Annotated in this window: 30 protein-coding genes; 12 read left to right on the top strand and 18 right to left on the bottom strand. The window is 62.5% G+C overall.

The features are described 5' to 3' along the window. The 14 genes from ACZ9HU_RS11360 to ACZ9HU_RS11295 all read right to left on the bottom strand — a co-directional run bounded on the left by ACZ9HU_RS11360 (position 1) and on the right by ACZ9HU_RS11295 (position 11,489). Complete coding sequence (locus tag ACZ9HU_RS11360; RefSeq protein ID WP_476105010.1) at positions 1-543, bottom strand: hypothetical protein; 543 nt, start codon at positions 541-543, stop codon at positions 1-3. Further along, entirely contained in the window at positions 527-979 is a 453-nt protein-coding gene (locus ACZ9HU_RS11355) for a hypothetical protein (protein WP_476105008.1), read from the bottom strand. Before ACZ9HU_RS11355 ends, ACZ9HU_RS11360 begins: the two co-directional genes overlap by 17 nt. After that, a complete protein-coding gene (locus ACZ9HU_RS11350) occupies positions 976-3,234 on the bottom strand; it encodes a phage tail protein (RefSeq protein WP_476105006.1) in 2,259 nt (752 codons plus the stop codon). The genes ACZ9HU_RS11355 and ACZ9HU_RS11350 overlap by 4 nt, the downstream gene beginning before the upstream one ends. Before the next feature lie 3 nt (positions 3,235-3,237). Beyond that, entirely contained in the window at positions 3,238-3,837 is a 600-nt protein-coding gene (locus ACZ9HU_RS11345; RefSeq protein WP_476105004.1) for a phage connector family protein, read from the bottom strand. A gap of 12 nt (positions 3,838-3,849) precedes the next feature. Continuing rightward, complete coding sequence (locus tag ACZ9HU_RS11340) at positions 3,850-4,047, bottom strand: hypothetical protein (RefSeq protein ID WP_476105002.1); 198 nt, start codon at positions 4,045-4,047, stop codon at positions 3,850-3,852. A gap of 87 nt (positions 4,048-4,134) precedes the next feature. Then, on the bottom strand, positions 4,135-4,584 hold the full coding sequence (locus tag ACZ9HU_RS11335) for a hypothetical protein (RefSeq protein ID WP_476105001.1): 450 nt from the start codon (positions 4,582-4,584) through the stop codon (positions 4,135-4,137). Positions 4,585-4,652: 68 nt separating this feature from the next. After that, positions 4,653-5,591, bottom strand: coding sequence for a phage capsid protein (locus ACZ9HU_RS11330; RefSeq protein WP_476104999.1), 939 nt, complete (start codon positions 5,589-5,591; stop codon positions 4,653-4,655). A 207-nt stretch (positions 5,592-5,798) separates the two neighbouring features. Continuing rightward, positions 5,799-6,731, bottom strand: a complete 933-nt coding sequence (locus tag ACZ9HU_RS11325; RefSeq protein ID WP_476104997.1) for a hypothetical protein — start codon at positions 6,729-6,731, stop codon at positions 5,799-5,801. Next, positions 6,724-7,020 carry a Bbp19 family protein gene (locus ACZ9HU_RS11320; protein WP_476104996.1) on the bottom strand — a complete coding sequence of 99 codons (297 nt, stop codon included), beginning with the start codon at positions 7,018-7,020 and terminating at the stop codon, positions 6,724-6,726. Before ACZ9HU_RS11320 ends, ACZ9HU_RS11325 begins: the two co-directional genes overlap by 8 nt. After that, a complete protein-coding gene (locus tag ACZ9HU_RS11315) occupies positions 7,020-8,657 on the bottom strand; it encodes a portal protein (protein WP_476104995.1) in 1,638 nt (545 codons plus the stop codon). The genes ACZ9HU_RS11320 and ACZ9HU_RS11315 overlap by 1 nt, the downstream gene beginning before the upstream one ends. A 28-nt stretch (positions 8,658-8,685) precedes the next feature. After that, positions 8,686-9,060: a hypothetical protein gene (locus tag ACZ9HU_RS11310; RefSeq protein ID WP_476104994.1), complete on the bottom strand. Its 375-nt coding sequence runs from the start codon at positions 9,058-9,060 to the stop codon at positions 8,686-8,688. Further along, entirely contained in the window at positions 9,057-9,305 is a 249-nt protein-coding gene (locus tag ACZ9HU_RS11305; RefSeq protein ID WP_476104992.1) for a hypothetical protein, read from the bottom strand. Before ACZ9HU_RS11305 ends, ACZ9HU_RS11310 begins: the two co-directional genes overlap by 4 nt. Positions 9,306-9,318: 13 nt before the next feature. Then, entirely contained in the window at positions 9,319-10,866 is a 1,548-nt protein-coding gene (locus tag ACZ9HU_RS11300) for a hypothetical protein (RefSeq protein WP_476104991.1), read from the bottom strand. Beyond that, positions 10,863-11,489, bottom strand: a complete 627-nt coding sequence (locus ACZ9HU_RS11295; protein ID WP_476104990.1) for a hypothetical protein — start codon at positions 11,487-11,489, stop codon at positions 10,863-10,865. Before ACZ9HU_RS11295 ends, ACZ9HU_RS11300 begins: the two co-directional genes overlap by 4 nt. 1,330 nt (positions 11,490-12,819) lie before the next feature. Here ACZ9HU_RS11295 and ACZ9HU_RS11290 point away from each other — a divergent pair. Further along, entirely contained in the window at positions 12,820-12,981 is a 162-nt protein-coding gene (locus tag ACZ9HU_RS11290; RefSeq protein ID WP_476104988.1) for a hypothetical protein, read from the top strand. Positions 12,982-13,029: 48 nt separating this feature from the next. Then, positions 13,030-13,620 (top strand): hypothetical protein, encoded by a 591-nt coding sequence (locus tag ACZ9HU_RS11285; protein ID WP_476104987.1) that lies wholly within the window; start codon positions 13,030-13,032, stop codon positions 13,618-13,620. A gap of 38 nt (positions 13,621-13,658) precedes the next feature. Here the strand turns inward: ACZ9HU_RS11285 and ACZ9HU_RS11280 are convergent, their stop codons facing one another. Genes ACZ9HU_RS11280 through ACZ9HU_RS11265 form a run of 4 tightly spaced genes read right to left on the bottom strand, consistent with a single transcriptional unit; the run spans position 13,659 to position 17,264 of the window. Beyond that, positions 13,659-15,629, bottom strand: coding sequence for a hypothetical protein (locus ACZ9HU_RS11280; protein WP_476104986.1), 1,971 nt, complete (start codon positions 15,627-15,629; stop codon positions 13,659-13,661). After that, complete coding sequence (locus ACZ9HU_RS11275; protein WP_476104985.1) at positions 15,626-16,765, bottom strand: DUF7146 domain-containing protein; 1,140 nt, start codon at positions 16,763-16,765, stop codon at positions 15,626-15,628. Before ACZ9HU_RS11275 ends, ACZ9HU_RS11280 begins: the two co-directional genes overlap by 4 nt. Beyond that, complete coding sequence (locus ACZ9HU_RS11270) at positions 16,765-17,043, bottom strand: hypothetical protein (RefSeq protein ID WP_476104983.1); 279 nt, start codon at positions 17,041-17,043, stop codon at positions 16,765-16,767. The genes ACZ9HU_RS11275 and ACZ9HU_RS11270 overlap by 1 nt, the downstream gene beginning before the upstream one ends. Next, complete coding sequence (locus ACZ9HU_RS11265; RefSeq protein ID WP_476104982.1) at positions 17,040-17,264, bottom strand: helix-turn-helix domain-containing protein; 225 nt, start codon at positions 17,262-17,264, stop codon at positions 17,040-17,042. The genes ACZ9HU_RS11270 and ACZ9HU_RS11265 overlap by 4 nt, the downstream gene beginning before the upstream one ends. A gap of 93 nt (positions 17,265-17,357) precedes the next feature. On the opposite strand from ACZ9HU_RS11265, the gene ACZ9HU_RS11260 reads away from it, so the two are divergent. The 10 genes from ACZ9HU_RS11260 to ACZ9HU_RS11215 all read left to right on the top strand — a co-directional run bounded on the left by ACZ9HU_RS11260 (position 17,358) and on the right by ACZ9HU_RS11215 (position 20,713). Continuing rightward, positions 17,358-17,774 (top strand): helix-turn-helix transcriptional regulator, encoded by a 417-nt coding sequence (locus ACZ9HU_RS11260; protein WP_476104981.1) that lies wholly within the window; start codon positions 17,358-17,360, stop codon positions 17,772-17,774. After that, positions 17,771-18,082: a hypothetical protein gene (locus tag ACZ9HU_RS11255; protein ID WP_476104980.1), complete on the top strand. Its 312-nt coding sequence runs from the start codon at positions 17,771-17,773 to the stop codon at positions 18,080-18,082. Before ACZ9HU_RS11260 ends, ACZ9HU_RS11255 begins: the two co-directional genes overlap by 4 nt. A gap of 87 nt (positions 18,083-18,169) precedes the next feature. Further along, complete coding sequence (locus ACZ9HU_RS11250; protein ID WP_476104979.1) at positions 18,170-18,523, top strand: hypothetical protein; 354 nt, start codon at positions 18,170-18,172, stop codon at positions 18,521-18,523. Then, positions 18,520-18,831 carry a hypothetical protein gene (locus ACZ9HU_RS11245; RefSeq protein WP_476104978.1) on the top strand — a complete coding sequence of 104 codons (312 nt, stop codon included), beginning with the start codon at positions 18,520-18,522 and terminating at the stop codon, positions 18,829-18,831. Before ACZ9HU_RS11250 ends, ACZ9HU_RS11245 begins: the two co-directional genes overlap by 4 nt. After that, on the top strand, positions 18,828-19,373 hold the full coding sequence (locus ACZ9HU_RS11240) for a hypothetical protein (RefSeq protein WP_476104977.1): 546 nt from the start codon (positions 18,828-18,830) through the stop codon (positions 19,371-19,373). Before ACZ9HU_RS11245 ends, ACZ9HU_RS11240 begins: the two co-directional genes overlap by 4 nt. After that, entirely contained in the window at positions 19,370-19,510 is a 141-nt protein-coding gene (locus ACZ9HU_RS11235; protein ID WP_476104975.1) for a hypothetical protein, read from the top strand. The genes ACZ9HU_RS11240 and ACZ9HU_RS11235 overlap by 4 nt, the downstream gene beginning before the upstream one ends. After that, complete coding sequence (locus ACZ9HU_RS11230; protein WP_476104973.1) at positions 19,507-19,806, top strand: LexA family protein; 300 nt, start codon at positions 19,507-19,509, stop codon at positions 19,804-19,806. Before ACZ9HU_RS11235 ends, ACZ9HU_RS11230 begins: the two co-directional genes overlap by 4 nt. Next, entirely contained in the window at positions 19,803-20,021 is a 219-nt protein-coding gene (locus ACZ9HU_RS11225; protein WP_476104972.1) for a hypothetical protein, read from the top strand. The genes ACZ9HU_RS11230 and ACZ9HU_RS11225 overlap by 4 nt, the downstream gene beginning before the upstream one ends. Positions 20,022-20,120: 99 nt before the next feature. Continuing rightward, complete coding sequence (locus tag ACZ9HU_RS11220) at positions 20,121-20,336, top strand: hypothetical protein (RefSeq protein ID WP_476104971.1); 216 nt, start codon at positions 20,121-20,123, stop codon at positions 20,334-20,336. Then, the gene (locus ACZ9HU_RS11215; RefSeq protein WP_476104970.1) at positions 20,333-20,713 is read left to right on the top strand and encodes a hypothetical protein; all 381 of its coding nucleotides are present in this window, start codon (positions 20,333-20,335) and stop codon (positions 20,711-20,713) included. The genes ACZ9HU_RS11220 and ACZ9HU_RS11215 overlap by 4 nt, the downstream gene beginning before the upstream one ends. Positions 20,714-21,019 lie beyond the last annotated feature (306 nt).

Genomic DNA, 21,019 nt, shown 5'->3' with positions numbered 1-21,019 from the left:
TCAATTGCTCCAATTCATGCCGCTGATGTCGGTATAGATTGCCTCTGCTGCGGGTTGCATCGCGCCCGCCGGGGTGCCGGGGCCAACGCCCATTCGCGCATTGGCGTTGGCATAATCGATCTTCTGGTTCATCAACCCGCTGGTGGCCTTCAACGCACCCCCGATCAGGCTCATCACGCCGCTGCTCTGCGCCGCGCTGGCTTGCGAATTATACGCCGCCGCGCGCGCCGCCGCCCCGCGCGAAATCTGCATCATGGCATAGGCCTGATTGACCCGGCTTTCCTGCAACGCGTCCAGCATCGACCCGGTGCCCATGGCAAAGCCGCTGGCGCCCTGCGCGGCCAACTGCTCGCCGATGGCGGCGCGATACCGCGATTTGGCATCCACCGCCGCGCTGGCACCATCGGCCAATGCCATCTGGGCATTGCTGCGGGCAATGGCCGCATTGGCTTGCCCCGCGCGATATCCGGCAAACCCCGTGGCCACAGAACCAATTGCCTGCACCCCCTGCGCAATTCCTTGCAGATTAGGCAGACTTTGCATGCACGACCTCCCATAATTCCATGGTTTCGCACGATGGTCCGCACGCGCGCAGAACGGCCACACGCGAAAAACCACATGCCTGTGCAAAGCGCCCATGGCCGGGGCATTGCGCCCGTGTCATCGCCTCGATCCGGGGCCACAACCCCATGCCGACAACCTGGCGCACCTGCGCCACAATCGCCCGCCCATGGCCCGCGATCCCATCGGAAAACATCGCCCATGCGCTGGCCTGTGTGGCAAAGACCTCGGTAAATCCCGCCGCGCCCAACACCGCGCCATCATTGTCGATCAACGCCCACGCCGGACCGCCATCGCATAACCACCGCCCGTAATCCTCGGTCTGCGCCGGCGCATACAACCCCATCGCGCCATCTTGCGAAGGCTGCAAACGGATGGCCGGAATATGCCATGGCTCAAGGCGGACAATCGCGCTCAATCCTTGTCCTCCCGAACATAGGTCGCGCGGATCAAGCTGATGATCGCGGGCAGGGGCGCCCGGCTTTCGATCCGCCATTCGCCCTCGCGGTCGGCATCGCCACCGGTGGAAATCTGTTGCGACACACCATTGGTCAAAGGCGACGGCTGATCCATCCGCACCGAAACATCACGCCGCAACATTTCGGAAAGCCTGCTGGCGCGCGCACCACCCGCCCAGATCGCGGCGCTGTCCACAACGCGCAACAACATCGCCGTCATCCGGCGTCGCAACATCTCGGCAAAGCCGCCGCTCTGCGCTGGCAATTTGGGCGCCAAACCCACCAGCCATGCCGGATAGAACAGGCCCAGCGCCACATTCGACGCGGCATAGGGCAATGTCACGCTGCCGTCGCTTTCCACGGTCAACGCCATTTCCGCCTTGCCGTCCAACAATCCTGCAATGGTCTTTCCGGCCCAACTCGTGGGGAAACCCGTTCCGCTCAAACCGATCTGCGTTGCCGGGGTGCCGGAATAGAATATCCCGCCATCCACAAACCGCGCCTGCGCCATATCGGTGCCGTCCACCCACCAATCGGCCAGAACCTCAACCGTCTTGACCCCGCCGCGCTGGATCAACATCCACAACATATCGGGCGATCCCGCCGCCGATGGCATGGCGCAAATGTCCAACACCTGCGCATCGGCCCCATCAAACCCGGCAATGGCGGCCAGTGCCCATCCTTTCACCTGCTGTTCGGGCGAATAGGCATGCATCAACAACCGCCCGTCCTTGCGCAACGCCCACAGGATTTCCTCGCTTTCCTGCTGATAGGCAATTCGCGCGATGCCCGTCTGCGCCAGATGCCGACACCATACCACCATGTTCGGCGCCTGATACCGGTTTTGGGTATAATCGAATGACGCCTCGCGGATTTTCCTGGCCCCGCGCTGGACAAAAATCGTCTTCGTGTTGATCTGCGCCGCGCGAATGGCCGCCCCGCCATAATGGCTTTGCCGCAATGATTGCAGATTGGTGGACGATGCTGCCTGTGCCGCATTGATCGGCCCGATGGTGTATTCATGCCGATCCGTCCCGATCAGCATTTGCAGATCGACCGCCGCCCATTTAATCGGGTTCGAACCGTTGATCCTAAAATAAAACGCCAGATCGGCGGCAAGCTTTCCTGTGTCGTCAAACTTTGAAAAATTGAAATAGTCTCCAACGACTGACCCGAATATTTCGAAATCCGTCATCAGGATCAGGCGGTTATTCCAGATACGCACGATCTTGGGCCAGCCATAGGCATCGCTGAACCGCCCGAAATTCCATCGCCATGTGGCCTGTCCGATGTCGCTCAATCCGTTGGGCAACGCGCGCGTGACCGTGGCCGTCGCCGTGTCCGACGCCGCCAATGGATCGCCCGTCGCGGTGATCAGCATCTGGCCATACTGATCGCAAACATATTGCCACAACACGCCATAGGCATGGCCGTCGACTGCATTGGTGCCGGTACCGTCCCATTCGCTGCCATAGGTGTGCGTGGGCGGCGTCGATCCGGTCTGTCCGCCGTTGATGTTGCGATACAACTTGCCGTCGCTGCGCCATATGTCGCCAACGACCGTCTGCATGCCCGGTTGCCACAGCTTGAACCCGGAAAAATCCAGCGCCTGCATCTGGAATTGGCCACCTACATGGCTGGGCATGAAAATCGCGCTGCTGGCCGTCAACGTGATCGAGGCACCCACCGTCACATCGGATGCATAAACCGTAATCGTCCGGTCTGTGTTCTGATCCTTGAACGGCCCGCTGCTCAATGTCGGCACGGAATAGGTGAAGCTGGCCGCGCCGGTCCGCGAAATCCGCGACAACGGATGCGACGGATGCGCCATATACAAAACATCGGCGCTTTGCTGCCAATCCAGATCCGGCGCTTCCTGCGCGCTCCATGGCAATCCGGTGACAACAACCTGATCGCCGCCGCCATCGGTCAATGGCGCGCCGCTGTTGGCATAGACCCTCGCGGCATAATCGCCCATTTCCAGCGCATAGGCCTGTGTCGCGTTATATTCGAACGGGATCAATGCGCTTGCGGCGGCGGCGGCCTCACCTGCAATCTGCGTGCCCGAACGCTTGATTGCCGGCCCTTCAACCGTCGGCGCGAAATTGACCATTTCCGAAAGCGCGATGTCATAAATCGCCGCATCGGTGCGCCCGTGCAAACGGGGCGAAATCGAACCACCGTTAAAACTGGTCTGAATGTCATGGGTGGGCATGGATCACCCCGGCCATCCAGAACCATAGGCAAGGCCCGCACGGGCCAGCAACCATGGATCGGGATCGAAATCGACCGGCGGGTTTTCCGTCGCGTCCACCTGCTGCGCGCTGGAAAACAGATCGCCAAATCGCTTGCCCAGCCTTTCGGTCAACGCATCATTGCCCGTAATCGTCACGCATACCAGCTCGGCCAGCTTGATCGACATGGCCATTTCGAACATGTCATCCCACAGCGTCACGCTGGTGCAGTCATAGACATAGCGGATCAACAGCGGCGCGGCATTGGCAAGGATCTTGCCGCCTTCGAATACCCAGTCGCGATCGCGTGAAAACGGCCCCACCACATCGACCAGCCGGACGAAATCGGCGGGCATGGTAAAGGCGCAGTCATATTCAAATTCCGGCTTGATCGTATCGGCGGGCATCCGTTTGCGCTTGGTCGCGAAATTCCAGTTATTGGCGCGCAAGGATGCCCGGCGCGCGCTGTCCCACGCGCCATCAAATGCGCGCGTCAAACGGGTGTCATCGCTGGGGTCAAGGATTTCCTCTTCCTGCCCCAGGTGGTTGGCCGACAGCCGATAGATCGACAGCTTGGACGCCATGCCGCCGCGCCCTTATGCCGGGGGAAAGCTGTGACCGGGAACCCAGACTTCCAGCTTTTCAAGGATCACTTCCAGATGCCCGCGCGTCATATTGGTGCCGGGGTCAAAGGTCAGCGCAAACTGCCCTGCGGCGATGGTGGGCGCGCCGGTGCCCGTGGTAAAATCCTTGGGCTGGTCGCCCAGATTGCCCTTGATGTAAACTTGCGCCATCGCACCGTTCCTTGCGTCTTATAAAAGGGGCAGGGGTGCCGCCCGGCGCCGAAGGAGGTTGGCGCCGGGCGGCTGGGGGTCGCACCATCAATTGATCGACTGGAACGACATCTCGATTTCGGCGTTGAAACTGGCCGGGATCGCCGCACCGGTTACGGTGACGATGATTTCCTCTTCCGCCGTAAACTGCCCGGCCATACGCACCGCCACAGGGCGCAGCGTATAGAGCGTGTTGGCGGCGGGCGCCGCAATCGAACCATATTTGGTTGCATTACCCGCGATCCCGAACTGCAACGTGCATCCGGTAAAGGCGGTATCGGACTGAAACGTAATCGCGTTGAACAGCGAAAACGCGGGAAACCGATACAGCACGATCGTATCATTGACCGCGCCAACGCCCTGACTGGCAAGGCTGGTCCCGGTAAGAAAGATCGAGGTCCGGCGCGCGCGCGAACCAACGATGGCGCCGTCACCCATAAGCGGAGGAAGCGTGCCATCCAGAACCCCCAGCGCCTGAAGCGAATAACCTTTTGCCATTTTGCGAAACTCCCGATTGGAGTGTCAGTATCAGGTGTCAAACGGCGCGCATCACACGCGCCGCCTGATCACGCCTCGCTGCACTGGATATGGCCGGAATAACCGTCCTGCGTACGGGTCACCGTCATGGCGCTGCGCGCATAGACCTGCGTTTCATAATGCAGATCCTCGCGCGTCGTAATGTTGGTGAACAGCCGTTCCCACCACCCCGCAACCACACCTTCCTTCATCCAGAAGGGGCACTTGCGCACGGTGCCGCCCGCCGAACTTTCGGTGGTGGGCGCCTTGGTGGAATAGAGCGGATCAGCCAGGTTCTTTTCGATGATTTCAAAGCCGAGGAAACCCAACAGCTTCTTGCCATCGGGACTCATCCGCCCGCCCAGCGCGCGGAATTCATCGCTGGTGATCTGCACCTCGCGCAACAGATCGGTGATCTGCTTGGGGGTCAGCATCATATAGGCGACGCTTTCGGAATAATCGACGTTGCCCAACGCAAGGATTTCGCGCGCGGCAAACACTTTTTCCACGCACATGCGGTTGCTGCCGCTGGCGCCAAAGCCCGTGTTGTACGGCACGATTTGCCCGCTGGGATAGCTGGCGATGACGGTGCCCTTCTTGCCGGTCTGGCGGCCGGAAAAGAAACCATTGATCCATTGGCGGTCCCAATAACGGCGAATGGCGGCGCTGCCCTGCATGACATAGCCGCCCTGCAACTGCACACCGGCCATCAACTGGTCCTGCTTGTTCACCAGCCGGTCGAAATAATCCGGGTCGGGCTTGGCCAGCCACAGGCGGTCCTGCGATGCCTCGGTGGGCGTGATCGGAATGTGGCGGTCGCGGATGGTCTGCGTATCGGCCGCGCCAAAAATATCGTCCAGCTCGGCCAGCTCACCCGACAGGTCGCGCTCCAGACAGGTGGAAATCAGGTCGCCGCCCTGCGGGGCCAGCGCCAGCTTCATGTTGCTTTCATAGGTGACAATTGCGGTCGTGTTGACCTGATCGACCATGATTGGCCTCCCGAAATGATGAAGGAACATCAGATCGAAAGGCTAGGCCGCATCCGCGCGGGGCCGTTTCTAGCGCTTAACGGCCGCTCGCCGGATGATCCCATCACGGTTTTCCGGGGCGCTTCGCCGCTGGGCGATGGGGCGCTAGGCCGGACTTTTGACTTGCGCCTTATCCATCCTGAACAAGGCGCAAGTCAAGAGGCTGTATCAGGCGGCGCGCTTTTTGGCATCGCGCGCAGCGGACACCTGCGCGATCAACTGCTGCTGCTTGGCCTTGGTGGCCGGATCACCCTTGCGCAACAGCGCCGCATTGTTCGCATCCGCATTGAACGTGTCCAACGCCGACTGCGCCTCACTCTCGGACAGGGTAAAGCCGCCCCCGCCGCCTTGCCCCCCGGCGCGCAACATATCCTCCGATGTCATCTGGCCTATTTTGTGCATCAGCTTGATCGCCCCATCCACGCCAATGCCGCGCCCGATGCCGTCCAACGTGGCATTGTCGATGCCAAGCAGGTTCATACCCCGCCGCGCCACTTCCTGATTGGCGCCAAACTGCGCGCCCCATTCCTGACGCAGCGCGGCCTTCTGCTGTTCCACCGCCTGCGCATCGGCCTGAATATTGGCGATAGCCTGCCCGTTATACCATTCGGTCAACGCCGCCGCCTGTTTGGTCGAAAGTCCTGCGTCAAACGCCGCCTGTTGAAAACTGCCGGTGAATTGCGGGTTGGCCTCAAACCCGTCCGGCGCTTTCACCTCATACCCGGTCGGCGCATCGGGGCGGCCTACGCGCTTGAAAAATTCGTTCCACCGTTCCGGGCTGTCATTCTCGCCGGGAATAGCCGTGCGCAATGCCGCCTGCGCATCGCGCGCCGCCTTGGCCACGGCGTCCATGCTTTTGAACCCGGCCTTGGCCACCCAATCGCGCGGGCTGGGCGCGCCATCGCCCATCGGTTGATCGCCAAAGCCCATCATCCAATCGGCATAGCTCAACGCGCCGCCGTCATCCTGTCCGCCCTGGACGTTGCTTTCGCCGCCGCCTTGCGCGCCCTGATCGCCGCCGCCCGCCAACAGATCCGATGCGCCCCCGCCGCCATTTCCGCCGCCTGCGCCCAGATCGCCACCATTGCTCACATCAGTCATTGTTCAAAAACTCCTCATGGGTTTCAACAAATTTACGGACTTCTTCTTCATCGAAATTCAGAACGTCATTGATGGCCAGCCACACTTCACGGCGGCCATTGTTGCGCGCTGTCTCTTCGGGCGTGGCCCCGGCGGTGGACTTTTGCGCGAAACAATAATCGCGCATCCACGCAAGGAACCGCTCCACCGCCTCGCCGTTCGGCCCTTCGGTATCCAGCGCGCGCTGGAACGCCCGCTTGCGGAAAAACCGGACGCGGATCGCGGCCAGATTGTTTTCGATCCAGCCCATCACGCCGCCATCCCGGCTTGGCGCGCCTTGGCCATGTTCAACATCGCCTGGCTGGCGGCGGGCGCGGCGGCGGTCAATTGCTCGACCTGCTGCTGCTGGGCGCGGGCCTGCTGCTTGGCCGCCACCATTTCGGGCGTGGCCAGCCAATCGGCCCGAACGCCCAATGCCTGCAACAACCCACGCGGCGCCTTGTCGGTGTCAATCACGTCAAGGATGGATGGATCAATCGAGGCAACCGGCTGCAACATTTCCAGCCCCTGCATGAAATTCTGCGCATCCGCGCTCTTGGCCGCGCGGGTAAAGGGGTTGTCCATGGTGAATTTCACCCCGGCGCGCGCCTCATGAAACACGGGCGGGGGCGGATCGATCTGGGCCGCGCGGAGCAGGATATCCATTTCCCGCTGCGCCTGCGGCACCAATGCCTCGGCAATCTGGCGCCCGGCATAGGGCGCCTGCAACATCATCGCCTCGCGCTTGCGGCCCAGAAATTCTGTGGCCGTCTGTCGGTCGATGGGCGCGTTCATGATCGCAAAGACATGGACAAGGAATTGCGCCTGGACGAAATTCTGCACCCGGTCGAACGTATGCTCGGTATAGGCCAGCTCGCCTCCGGTATGGAATGGCTCGATCATCCGCTTGCCATTGTCCATGCCGCCCGGAATCGGTGCGCCCGGCGTCATCTGCATCCGCGTGATCGTGCCGTCACCGGGCATCAAAATCGGGGGCTGCATGTTCAAATGGCTGGCCTTCATCAGGTCCGCGCTCATCCGGTTCAATTGCCTGATCGAACCGATGCATGTGCTGGCCGGGCCAATGCCGTAAACATCATGGGGGGACAGCGAATAACGCGACACCACCAACGGCATCGTGTGATATCCGCCCACGGACAGGACGTGCTTGCTGTCCTCCTCGATGTAAATCGACTGGATCTCAAACCGCCCCGCATCCAGCCGCCCCGGTTCCCATTGATGATTGGGGCGCAGGATATGGATCAGCGTGAATTTCGCCTCCGGCTTGTTGTCGGCCAGCGCCTGCTTTACCTTGGGCGGCAGATTGTCGTTGTGAAACATCTGCGCCATCTGCCGCGCGCTCACCTCGCGGCGGCGATGCACCGTGTCGATCATGCCCCGGAAATTATCGTCCACATACATCTCGGACGGGTGCACCGCCTGATAAAACAGGCCTTGCCCCACCACCTCGTCAATCCACAATCCGCCCCAGCCATAGATGCCCAGCATGCGCCAACGCAGCGCATTGTTGCCGCCAAATCCGGTATGGGGCGCATTGCGGCATGCATGCATCCGGTCGCTCGCATGTTGCAGCCAACGCTGCATTGCCGGTTCTTCGTTCAACGATGCATCGGTGGTTTCCACCAACGTCACCCGTTCACCCTCCGGCGTCAGCATGGCATTCATGGCGGCCACATAGGTGTCCAGCCCGACGCGGGCCGTATCGTCGGTAATATGCGCGTCGCGCTGCCCGCCGGGCGTGCGGCGCCAAAATCCGCCCTGCTGGTTGGGATCGACCCACCGCTCGCAATCGCGCCACAATGCCTCGCGCGGGCTGCGGTCGGAAACAAGCTGCTGGTGGCGCTTCACCAGAACCTCGGCCTCTTCCTGAATTTTATCCTTGCTCATCGGGTCGATCCTTTCGGGTGAAGGGTTTTCAGCTTGCGACGGGGGCAGGGGGAACCTTGGGCACCACGATCGCGCGCGAAATCCGCGCCTCGCATTCCGGTTCCAACCGGATCGCGCTGGCGGGCGCAAAGCTGCCGATGGCCCGCTTCTTGTCATCCAGCAGGACAAATTCGGTAATCACTACCGCCTCTTTGGCCGCGCTCATATCAACGGCAATGTCGATCATCAGCATCGCCCCGGCCGGGTGCCCGAACAACCAATCCGTGGGTGCCGCCTTCACATTGGGCCAACCGGGCACATTTTCTCCCTCGGCCTTGGCGCGGATATAAACCACGCCCTTCTGGATCTTGTCATAGGCCGGAAAAACCATCGCATTGCTGCCTTGCATATTCGCCTCCGTCATGCGCCCAACACCATCTTGGGTCCGGGCATCTGCTGGCTGATCCCAGCGTCACCGTTCAAAATATCCGCCGCGCCCCCCTTGCGCGCGGCCACCGCATCATTGGCGGCAAGGACGCTGCTCGCATCGTCGCGTTGAATTTGGGGGATGGCTGCGGGGCCTCTCGACCCCGACGTCAGCGCCGCGACACCGGCGCCAATCGCTGCTGTTGAAACAATCGTCGAAAGAACCGAGGGAACCAATTGCATACGCTTCCTCCTTTCACATGCCCGCAAACGGGTCATAATCGGTGATGACTTGAACAGGCCGCTGGGCGCCGGATGCATGCCCGCGGATTTCGGCAATGACGTTTTCGCCTTCCAACGCCGCGTATTGCTCGGCATCGGCAACATGGGTGAAAATCGTATCGGCGATTTCGACTGTGCCGCGCGTTTCGCCTGTGCCCAGCTCATGCTTGGCATAGCGATATCCGCCCGCATGGGCCTTGATCAGATGGCGGGCATTCCGGTCGACCAGATATCCGCCGCGTTCCTTATGCGCGCGCCAGATCGCCTCATTGCGCAAACCCTGCCGGTTCGTCTTGGCGCGATACACAGCAAAGCCCAGCGCCTTTTGGAACGCCAGACGCCAATCCTGTTCATCATCCTCGCGATCGCTGGCGGCAAACATGGCGGGGTCGCCCACCACACGGATATCGTCCGGGCGCAGATAGGGAAACTTCTCCATCAAAAACGCCCGGCACTTCTTGCCAAAACTGGTCGGCCCCACCTTCAACAGGCTCTTGCCGTCCGGTGCCAGATTGACCACGTTGCCTAGAACGCGGATCTGGCCCAACTCATTGCGGAACAACAGGACGGCGGCCGCAAACAACCCCTGATCCACACCCAGGATCAGTTTGCGCCGGCGGTCCCACACCACATCGCCCACATGCTCGCGCTGGTTGAAATCCGGGTTCACCGGCAAACCATGCATCAGCATCACCGGCTTGTTGTGAACCATGCGGTCGACATAACCCGGCTTGTGTCGATTTGCCGCCACTTGGAGAACGTAATAACCTCGGCCATTGTTCAGATTATGCAGGTTTTCTGCATCCGGCTCCATGCCGCCCGGCTGTACAAAAGCCTCGATCAACGGGCGCCCGTTCAACGCCTCTTTCAACGCCGCCCGATCTTCTTCGGTCAGCCCGCTCAATTCCTGATCCATCAACAACCGATAGATATGGTTTTCGATGTCCGGCATGTTGAGCGACAGGATGATGGTCGGCAGCACCACGCTATCGGGGTTCAGGTCCGAAAAACGCCCGACACGCCCCGTCAGGAACGGCACAAGATCGGCGGGCTGGATATCCGCCTCATCGACGATAACCGCGTTGACTTCCCACCCGCGACAGGCCTGCTCGACCGACATATCGCCGATCGCGCGGAACTCGAATTCCGCATGCAGGATCTCAGTTGGCAGGCCGGTATTCCTGTCCCGCCGCAACACTTTGGAAAAATTATGGGTGAACGGCGCCTTGGCCGAAAAACGCCCTTCCTCGCGCGGCACAATGGTGAACCACGATTTCAGGATGGTGGACTCGATCGAGGGATAGCTTTCGCGGATGATCCCAATCCGCGCCTTGCGATGCAGGATGCCGCGCGCATCCCGCGTGCCCCCTTGCAACGCAGCGATGCCCAACCCCTTTTGCAGAGCCGCCATCGTCTTGCCGGACCCCACCGGCCCGATGATCCCGCAAATAAATGCGGTCGAATGCGTGAACGCATCGGCCACCGGGCCGGGCGACGTCAACTTGCGCGGGCGCGGCTTCATTCGCCACCCTCCCATTCGCCCTCGACGATGTTGCCGTTTTCATCGACCTCGACAAAATCGGCGTTCACGATGTCCTGAATTTCCTCGCGGCTATGGGTGAACCCCTCCATCACCAGATCGGACAGGCCCGAGAAGCTCATATCCACAGCCACCGGCTGCTTGCTCTCGATGAACGGCATCAGCTCGGCCGCGCATTGCTTGCGCAATCCCTGCGCCTCCGCATAGGACATCTCGACCGTCACCTCGACCGGATTGCCGTTTCGGTCGATGCGCATGTACTTACGCCGCGAATTCACCATCAGGATTTCCGGGGGCGTCGATTGGATCTGCATCAGCGTCACCGCCGGATGCTGCCCATGCGACAGTATCCAGCGCTTGAATTCCTGCGTCGCCTTGTTGCGCGACCCCGGCTTGCGCCCCGCACGCCCGCGCGCAACCTCCAGCACCTGCCGCGCATCACCATCCGGCATCGCTGCCTTGGCATCCGCCATCTCCTCCGGCGAGGGGACCGCCAGCAGATCGAGCTGCTGCGGCGCCGCCTGCGGCTGCGTCACTTGCGCCTTGGCATCCTCAATGAATTCCCGCGCCGCGCCTGTGGAGAAGTTTTGCGGTTCACTGGACATATGCCGCCTCCCGATTCAACGTCGCGCTCCAGCCACTCTGGCCCCGCGTTCCCGCGCCCAGACCCGTGGCTGACCTCACCAACTTGGCCCGCTCCCAAACCCCCGGCCCCATCCGGCCCATCCCCGTTTGGCGCCCTCCCGCAACCTGTCCCTGCCTGAATGAAGTCAGGGGGCAGGCGCCCGATTGATTTTCAGAAAAATGGCAGCGCCAGCGGGCCGCCGATCTGGTCGCCACGATGGGGGAGGGTGGGGGTGGCGCGGCCAGATCGACCCCCCAGGGGGTCGCGCGCGCACGGCCAGCGCACCCCGGCGCAAGACTGCAAAGCTTACGCCCATCGGCCAAAAACCCAGCAAATCCAGCGCATTGAGCCAAGCATTCCAACATCACCATTCCAACAGGCCGCGCCGGACCCCGCAAAAATGGCTGATTTCCGCCATTCCGCCCGATCCGCCCCGCGCACCGCGCCGCACCCTCGACCCAGCCCCCGGCGCCGCCGCAGAACCCAAAAGTTTCGCCGCGCCGCCCCTCTATCCAGCCCCTGATAAGAGGCGGATCGAGCACAACCGCATATCCACCCCCCAGAATATTACGGACCGAAGCGCAGCCATAGGCAGGGGCAAGGCCAACGCTTGCCGGTTGCAACTGCAACCGCACTGCAACCGGACTGCAACCATCAACCTTATGATTATCAATGATAAGTGTTAGTGGTTGCAGAGTTGCAAGGTTTTTACCCGCCCCACATGCGCGCATGCGCGCCCGCCTGCACACGCGCACATGACGCGAGGCCAAGGTCTGCAACTCTGCAACCGCATGGGGAAATGCAATACTATCAATGGAATGCCGGTTGCAGCGCGGTTGCAGCGCGGTTGCAGTTGCAACTGCCACCCCCGACCCAGCGGGATGCCGCCATTTGGCATCCATCTTATTTGCACAGGAGCGGGCCGGGGGCAAGCGTAAGGCGATGTCAGCGCGGCGCGGCCAGTCCATGGCATCACCCACGGGCCGGGGGGCAGCAGAGCGAGCGCCCGCGTACAGCATCGGCTGCGCCGCTGCTGTGGGCGCAAGCTGGCGCTTGGCTGCACCCCATTGACCCCGCGCCAATCGTTCCTGCCTACGGCCAGCGAGGCCAAGCAGAGCGCCCGCGCACCACATTGAAAGACCTTTCGGGTCTTTCAATGCTGCGGGCACAGCATTTTGATTATTTGCCTGAAAATCAGGCAGGAAAAAAATTCGCGGCACCCACTTGACACGGCTTTCTTGTGTTAATAAATTTACACAAGAAACGGCGTCGGAACAGTCCGCGCCATGGGTCAGGAAAGGACCGAAACCATGACGATCGAAGCTCACTACACCGCTGGCAAGCAGCCCACCCTCGATCTGGCCAAGACCGAAGACGGTCGCCGCACCTGGCTGGAAACCATCAACGTCAGCGGCAAGCGCGAGGCGCGCAAGATCGCCGCCGAACGCGGCGCCACGCCCTGGAACTTCTGATCGATCAAGCGGGCGCCCCAGCGGCGCCCGCGCAAGGAGGCATGAGCGATGGCCAGCACCACTTTCCCCCGCGAATTCTACATCCCCAACGGCGCCCGCAAGGTCACCAGCAAAACCTGCGCAGCGGTCGCCTACCTTTACGAAGGCAAGGGCGGCGAACCCTGCTCCGTCGCCTTTTACGGCAAGGCGGCAAAGCCCGTGTGGCGCTACCGCTTCGCCAACCCACAGGCCCGCGAAACCCGCATCGGCAAGCTGTTTGCCCACTACACCGCCATCGAAGCCACCAAAGCCACGCGCAAGGCTGAAATCAAGGCGCAGGGCCGGGGGCTGGATCTGGGCGACGTTCTTTGCCGCAGCTGGGGCTATGAACAGACCAACATCGACTTTTACGAAGTCACCGCCCTGATCGGCGAAACCATGGTCGAAATCCGCCCCATCAAGCAGGAAATTGAACATACAAAAAGCATGGCTGGCCGCTGCGTTCCCGTCCCCGGCGCCTACAGCGGCGAACCGATCCGCACCCGCGCCTCGCGCGGTTCGGTGAAGGTTGGCCATGGCCGCGCCTACCGCGAAGAACCCAGCGCCATGATTGGCGGCAAGCCGGTCTATGGCTCGCGCTACTGGTCGTCCTACGCCTGACGCGCCACCACCATCACAGCTCATCATCTGGGCCGGGGTCATACCTCGGCCCCTTTCGTTTGCTCCGCCATCCACGCGGCCAAGGCCTCACGCCGGCTGCAATCCTCCAGCTCGCTTTCGTCCAGCACCGCACACAGCGGCACCAGAACCACACGCTGGGCCAATCGCGCCATCTTGACCGTGATGCCCGCAATTGCGTTCTCATCGCGTTGCAGCGACTGTTTCCAGCCGCCGCTCTGCCACTTGCCGCCCGCATAGATCGCGGCCAGCGCCTGATGCTTGTCCGCCACGGCCAGAAAGCCGGGCAGATGCGGCTCGAACCGCGTGGCGCCCCAACGGCCCTTGTCGGCGTTCCACCGCGCATTGACCACGCACAGGCCCATCTGCTCCAACCGCTTCTGCGCCTTGTCGGCATGGTTTTCGGCATCGGTGCCATACTTGGCCACATTGCGGCACGCCGCCTGCCCGATCCATGTGCCCAGTGACTCGCGCTCCTCGCCCCCGCGCGCCTGCACCATGGCCGTGGCCAGATGCTGTAGGCATGCTTCCTGCTCGCTCACCGCCTGCGCCACCTCGGCCAGCTTGTGCGGGTGGCAGGCCTGCGCCCAGAACGCGATTTCCTCGTCGCTGGGCAATCCGTCCTCGGTGTCCCAATCATTGATCAGCAAATCACCGCAGGCCAGCAACGTGCCGAACTGATCACACGCCCGCGCATCATGGCCCGTCGCGGCCAGCGCCTTGTGAAACTTCACCTTGGTCGCGGCCAGCCTCGGCCAGCCATCGACCATCCGCCGAAACAGCTTGCGCCCCCACAGGGCCAGCGGCAGCGTCTCCAGCGCAATCCCCTTGTCCACCACATCACGGCGCAGCGGGCGCAGCTCCAGCAGCGCCAACCGGCTCAAATCCTGCGGCTCCAACGGCGGCACGATGATCGATGAAAACCAGAAGGGCGAACGCAGCGTGAATTCATGGGCCGTATGGTCCGACCCGCCGCGCGTGATCTTGTCGCCCGACGACGCCACACGGGCCAGCTTGATAACCTCGGTCACGCGCCGATTGTCATCGCTGGCCTCGATTTCATCGAACAGCACCGGCACGGTCGAATTGCGCAAGGATTGGCGAATGCCCGCCGCACTGGCGTCCCCGGTGCGGAACAACCCATCGCCATACAGGCCATGCAGAAACCCGTCCTGCCCGTTCAACGTCGATTTGCCCGTGCCGCGCCCGCCCGTGATCCATACGTTGGGCCGCCATGACAGTGCCCCGCCAATGAACCCCGCTCCGATCGCGCCCAGCACAAACCGCGCATCCAGCAAAGGCCGCCGCCAGTTCCACGTTTGCAGAATGGCCAAAACCTGCTCGGCCACTTCGCAATCCACGCTCTGGTGGTGGGGCCGGGGGATCGCCTCCGCGGCGGAATAAACATTACGTTCGATCAGGCCCGGATCGGTCCAGCGCATCCGCTTGATGACGCCTTCCGCGTTCATCTCGCTATACAACACCTTGTCGCCGCAATGCAGGATCAACCCGTTATGCTCGGCGGTGCGATGCGCGCCGCGCCCCCGCATGCGCCCGGCCGGATCAAACGGCCCCTTGCGCACGCATTCCTCGATCAATGCCCGACTCGCCTCGGCCTGATCGAACCCGATGATCTCCGATGCCTTGACCAGCCGCCGCTTATCGCCGCGCCCCTCGTAAACCGGCGGCGACCATTGCGGAAAATTCGCCTCCAGCCAGTCCGAACGCGGGCCATACAGCGCGATCAGGCTGTTCTTGCCATGCTTGTTTCCCGCCTCCAGCGGCACCAACTGCCGGTTATAGTCGAGGTAGAAACACTTCTGGCTCCCGCTGATATCGGCCAGCATGCCCAGCGGCTGCACCGGCGATCCAGGAGGGAAGGGCGGGCGTTCGCGCTTGGCCGCTTCGGGCGCATCGCCCGCCTCGGCCATGATCGGCGCGGGCTGGGGATTGTCCAGCGCATCGGCAATCGGATTTCCGCGCCCGCTCATGCCGCCGCCCCTTCGCGGCACAGCGCCCGCCACCAATCGTTGATGTCCTTGTGCGGGGCAGGGGGCATCACGGTCGAAACCTTCAATCCCCGCGCCTGCTGCGCGGCAATGCTGCGCTCCAGCGCGTCCTGCGCCGCCGTGTTGCCGTCGCGATCACATACCAGAACGAGATTTTGGGCCTGTCGCGGCAACAGGATGCCGCCCATGTTACCCAGCGTAATCGCCGCCACGATCCGCGCCTCGGGCTTCATCATGCGGATGCACAGCGCATCCTCGATGCCCTCGCAGATATAGACCGGCTCGCCCTCCGGCATCCGACTCATCGGTCTGCCGCTGGCGCCTTTGGATATGGGCACGAAACCGCCCCACACATTGCCCAGCACTTTCTTGGCATCGCTGGCCTTGATCTTGCCCCAGACATCGCCGTCCAGCGCCAGATAGGTGCGGTGCGCCCCGATCAACTGCCCATCGGCGCGATAGATCGGCGCCACCATCGCGGGCAGGCGCTCGCCGGTCGGCTGGTACTTCACCCCCGGATTGAACCGCAACGCGCCGGGCCATTGCCGCCCCGCGCCCGGCCCGATCATCCGCGCGCGCAAATAGGCCTCGACCGGCGTGCCCTCGATGCCGATGGTGGTATCGCCCAGATAGAGCGCACGGCCCCAACGCGCCTTCTTTTCGAATTCGGCCGCCTCGCGCTTCTGCCGCTCGGCCTCGCGATCGCGCGCGGCCTTTTCCAGCGCCTCCCGCTCTTGCGGCGTCAACCGCCGCGCCTTGCCGTCGACCATATCGACAATGCCCAACCGGTCCTTGGCCTCGGCAATCGCCGCCTTTGTGTCGGCAAGGCCCAGCTTGATCCGCAACAGGTCGATCATGTCGCCATGATCCTCGCCCGGCATCGCATTGCCTGCATCGCGCCAATGGCCTTGCCGCGCCCCGTCCAGATAACACCACGCGGACCAACTGTTGCCCGTGTCCGCCATCCCCGAAAACTGCCACACCTTGCCGTGCCTGCGCCCGTTGGGCAGCAATTCGCGGCAAAGTTCATCGGCCATCGCGTTGATGCGCCGCGCAATCTCATCCACCGGGACAAGGGCCGGGGCATCGTGTCGCCCGCCTGATCGATGCCCGCCCATCAATCCCGCGCCTCACGCGCCCGGTGGCCGATAATATCGGCAATCCCGGCAATCGCCTCGGCCAGCAAATAGGCCTCTGTCGGGTCCAGCGTGGCGATGCTGTCGGCGCCGCGCAACAGCACCACCACGCCTTTCCCCTCGCGCATCCCCATGTGCGCGCCCAGACGCAGCCTCGCCTTGGCTGGCGCCTGTCTGGTTGCCTCCAGATCGCCGGGCCGCTGATCAAAACGACCCGCCTCATACAGGGCCTCGCGCTGATCATAGACCGGCCCGCTCATGCCGCTTCACCCCGCGCGGCGTAAAAATCATCCGCCTTGACCGCGCCGCCCGTGAATTCCTTCAACCGGGCCATGAATTGCGGGCTGGGGATGCGGCCGCCCTTTTCCCAACTCCACCACACCGGGCGCGTCGTGCCGACACCGGCGGCGGCTTCATCCAGCGTCAGGCGCTGGGCCTCGCGCCATTGGCGCAAAGGATGATCTGGCTGCTGCTGTTCCATGGCCCAGAGTTATCGAAATGATAACACCTTGGCAACGGCGAGTTATCAACATATGATCTACCCATGTCAGCGATCATCTTACATTTTGCCCCTATGGCAAAGGCAGCGGAAAATCTCCCCAATCGGATCAGGTACTTCCGTGAGCGCGCCGCCGTTTCGCAACAGGAACTCGCCGACCGCATCCACACATCAAAGGTCACGATTTCCTCGCTCGAAAAGGGCAAGATGCAGCTGACGCTTGATTACATGCGCCGCATCGCCAAGGTTTTCGGCATCACGCCCGTCGACCTTCTGAACGAGGATGATCAAAACGAATTCCTCCGCTCCGAAGAAATGGAGCTGATCCGCCTCTGGCGCATGGCTGACCCGCTACAGCGTGAAATGATCCATCGCGTGGCCGAACCGCGCGCCGCCTTTGATCACACCGGCCACGCCGAAGCCCCGGAAACCGGGGCGTCAAAGGCTGGCGCAAAGGCTGATATCGGGGCAGGGCGCCCCCGCGCCGCTTGATCTGGCTGCTTGATTTCTTTGACGGCATCGGGCGGTTTCTTGCCGGATTGCTGGCCGCCTTTGTGCCGCTGGCCTATTGCCTGGGCGCGGCTTTCGTAACCGATCGCGCCGTTGCCGCCCGCCGCGCTGCGGGCAAACCCCTTGCCGGTAAACATCAGGCGCTGATTTTCATCATCATGGTCAGCATTCTATTCCTGATCCTGCAACCGATCCGGGGCGCGCTTGAACGCGCATCCTGCGGCGGCTCCTCGGATTTCAAAGCCTGCAATGGTGACGATTCGGGCGATGGGGTTTATGATCGCCCCTGACGCCATGTTATCACATCGATAACAAGACTCTTGACAGAGTTATCATTTCGATAACATAAACGGCCCCGTCAACACGGAGGCTGTAACATGTCCTTGCACCAACTTTCCCCCATGGCGCAGGCCCCAACCTGCGATCTGGGCTATATCCGCCGGGCGCTCGGCAAAACGCGCATGTCCGAACGGACCTTCATTTCCTTTGTTCAGGCCTTGGTGGATGAACGCGGTTTTCCGCGCCCTTTGCCCGATTACCGGCGCGGCGCTCTGGTCGATCGCGTCACCCGCCACAGCAGCTTTCACCGCGCCTCGGTCGATTGCTGGCTCGACAATTTTGTTCCCCCCGAAGCCGCCGCCGCAGAGCAGGCCGCCGCTGGCCTTGCCGCCGCCACCGAAATGGACGCCGCAGCATCCAACCTCCGCCTTATCCGCGGAGGGAGGGTATGAAAGCCTCGGCTTATTCCGCACAGGTCGCGGCGCAACTGGTCGCTGGTGGCGTTCCCGATCGCGAAGCGCGCCTGATCGCCGACCTTGCCACCCACGCAGTGAACGAAGCCATCGCCGCCATGGCGCGTGTGCTGCGCGCGGGCGATGAATTTGCCCACCCAATCCCGTTCAACCTGCGCGGCGTGGCCTACGGTGTCGCTGCCGGCGCCTTTCACGCGCTGCGGGATGAATTGATGGAGCAAGGCCGGGCGACCGGCATGGAAATCCAACAGACCGAATGCACCCTGCACGGGAGCCGCAAGCCATGAGCCACTACGACGAACAGCGCGAAGCGTTCGACGCCGATTGCGCCGCCACAAAGGCCCGCGTCGAAGCGCTCCACCAATCCGCCCCTGAACAGGCCATCGACGACGCAACCGCCATCAACAACCGCGACCTTCTGGCCGGTCTGGTCGCAGCGGTCGAGCGTATGGCCAATGCGGTCGAAACGCTGGTCGCTGCCCGGCCGGAGGTCGCCTATTCGGGCGATCACGGTGACGCGCCGATGACGTTCAGCCCGCAAAGTCTCGAAAGTCTTTACGCTGGCAATTCAATCTTGGGTGCGCGTCCTGCCCTGATCGAGGCGATCAAGCGTGTGTCATGGTTCGGCTGCACCCATCGCAAGGATCTTGGTTCCGACGATCTTATCATGACCGTCAGTTCCGAACGCGCCACTTTTGAAAAGCTGGCCGATCTGGTGGACATGACGCCCGCCGCCTTGCGCGAGGCATTGAAAGGCTTCGACCGCTACGAACGCGGCCCCAGCTATCACCGCGTTTCCTTCCCCGCCGCATGGGTCCGTTCGGCATGACCCGGCAAACCCGCGAAGCGCTCCACGAATGGTCGGAACTGATCTTCGCCTTCGCCGTCCCCACGCTGGTGGTCCTGATCACCTGCTGGGCCATCATCCCCGGCCTCGTCGCCTTTTTCACAAGGACACCGGCATGAGCGAGAACTGGCAAACGGGCGATCTGGCCCAGCGCTATGAACGTCAAAAGGTAATCGTGAACGGCAAGCCGATTTCGAAGCGCCAGAGCGACTATTACTGTTTCATTCATCGCTATGCCGTCGAACATGACGGCAAAAATCCCACGCTGGCCGAGATTGGCGAGGCGATGGGCGTCAGCAAAATTGCCGCATTTCATGTGGTGACGCGGCTCAAACAAAATGGTTGGCTTGAGGCGCAGTCCAAAACGCAATGCGGCATCAACGCGGCCAAATCGCCCGCCACGGTGCCAGCATGACCGGTCACCGCCCCACCTGCGCTTGCGGCGCGGTGCCGGTCGGCCCGTTGGGCTGCTGCGCCACTTGCGAGGACGAACTGCGCGCTCTCCTCCTGCCCGGCACGAAAGACGCCGTGCTGACGCAAATCGCCGTCGCCGCATCGGGCCACCCCGAAAACCGCACCCTCACCATGATCGCCCGCCTCGCGCGCCACGGCGTCACCCTGAAAGCCTAACCCCATGCGCCGCCTGATCCACACCCACCCCGGCGCGGCCCTGCTGGCGCTCTACGCCGCCGCCATGGCCCTTGGCGCGCTTTACGGCTGGTGGTGCTGATGGCCGCCGTTGAAGTCACGCGCGCCGCCCATGCCGCCGCCTTCGCGCATGTTTTCAACGGCGTGCCGCCGCCGCAATGCCCGTTCGACCGCAACACCGCGCGGGCGCGCTCATGGCAAATGGCCGCCAACCGCGCCCTGGCCGAGGCGCAACGCTTCGCCCGCCAATTCCCCGGCATCGCCTTCACGGCCCACATAAAGGAGCCTGCACGATGAACGCACCCCATAACCCGCCGTCGCTGCCTTTCGGGTCGCACCAAACGGAAAACGCGGCGGCACCCACCCCGGAAGGCGCGGCCCATCCCGCCGAACCTTCCGGGGCATCCTCCTGCGTCTCGCGCTCTGCGATGGAACAGCTTCTCGCCATGCGCCTGCGCCAAATGGAACAATACGGCCACACACCCGAAGCCGACATGGCCCGCCCGATTGCCGATCTGGTCGCCGCGATGAACCCTTACACGCGCTACCTGCGCGAAGACATCACCTGTCACGCCCCGCTGGCCACCATCAAAAAACACGCCGCCGCCCTGGGCGCCATGTGCCTCGCCCTGATCGACCGCGTCGAAGGCGAAGAGGAACGGCGCAATGGGTGAGGGGGCATCAAGCACAGCCACGCCCTTGAAGTGGTGGCGCGGTCTTACGGCTTTCGCAGCTACTTCGATGCGGTGGACCATCACAAAGCGCCCGCCAATACCTAACCCAACCACCGGAGCACCCATGAAAAAATATGCTCTTCTCCCTGAACATCAGGCCCGCTTTCCCGAATGGCGCGATCGCTGGATCGCCAACGCTATGTCTACCCAAGCTATGACGGAGGATGACCGCGAAGTTTGCCGTAATGCTGTGGCAGGGATCTATGCCGCAGCCAAATTGCCGCCACCCAAGCACATCGTGTTCGT

The organism is Novosphingobium sp. Sphag1I (assembly GCF_056279125.1).
This window is presented reverse-complemented; position numbering and strand designations above follow the sequence as displayed.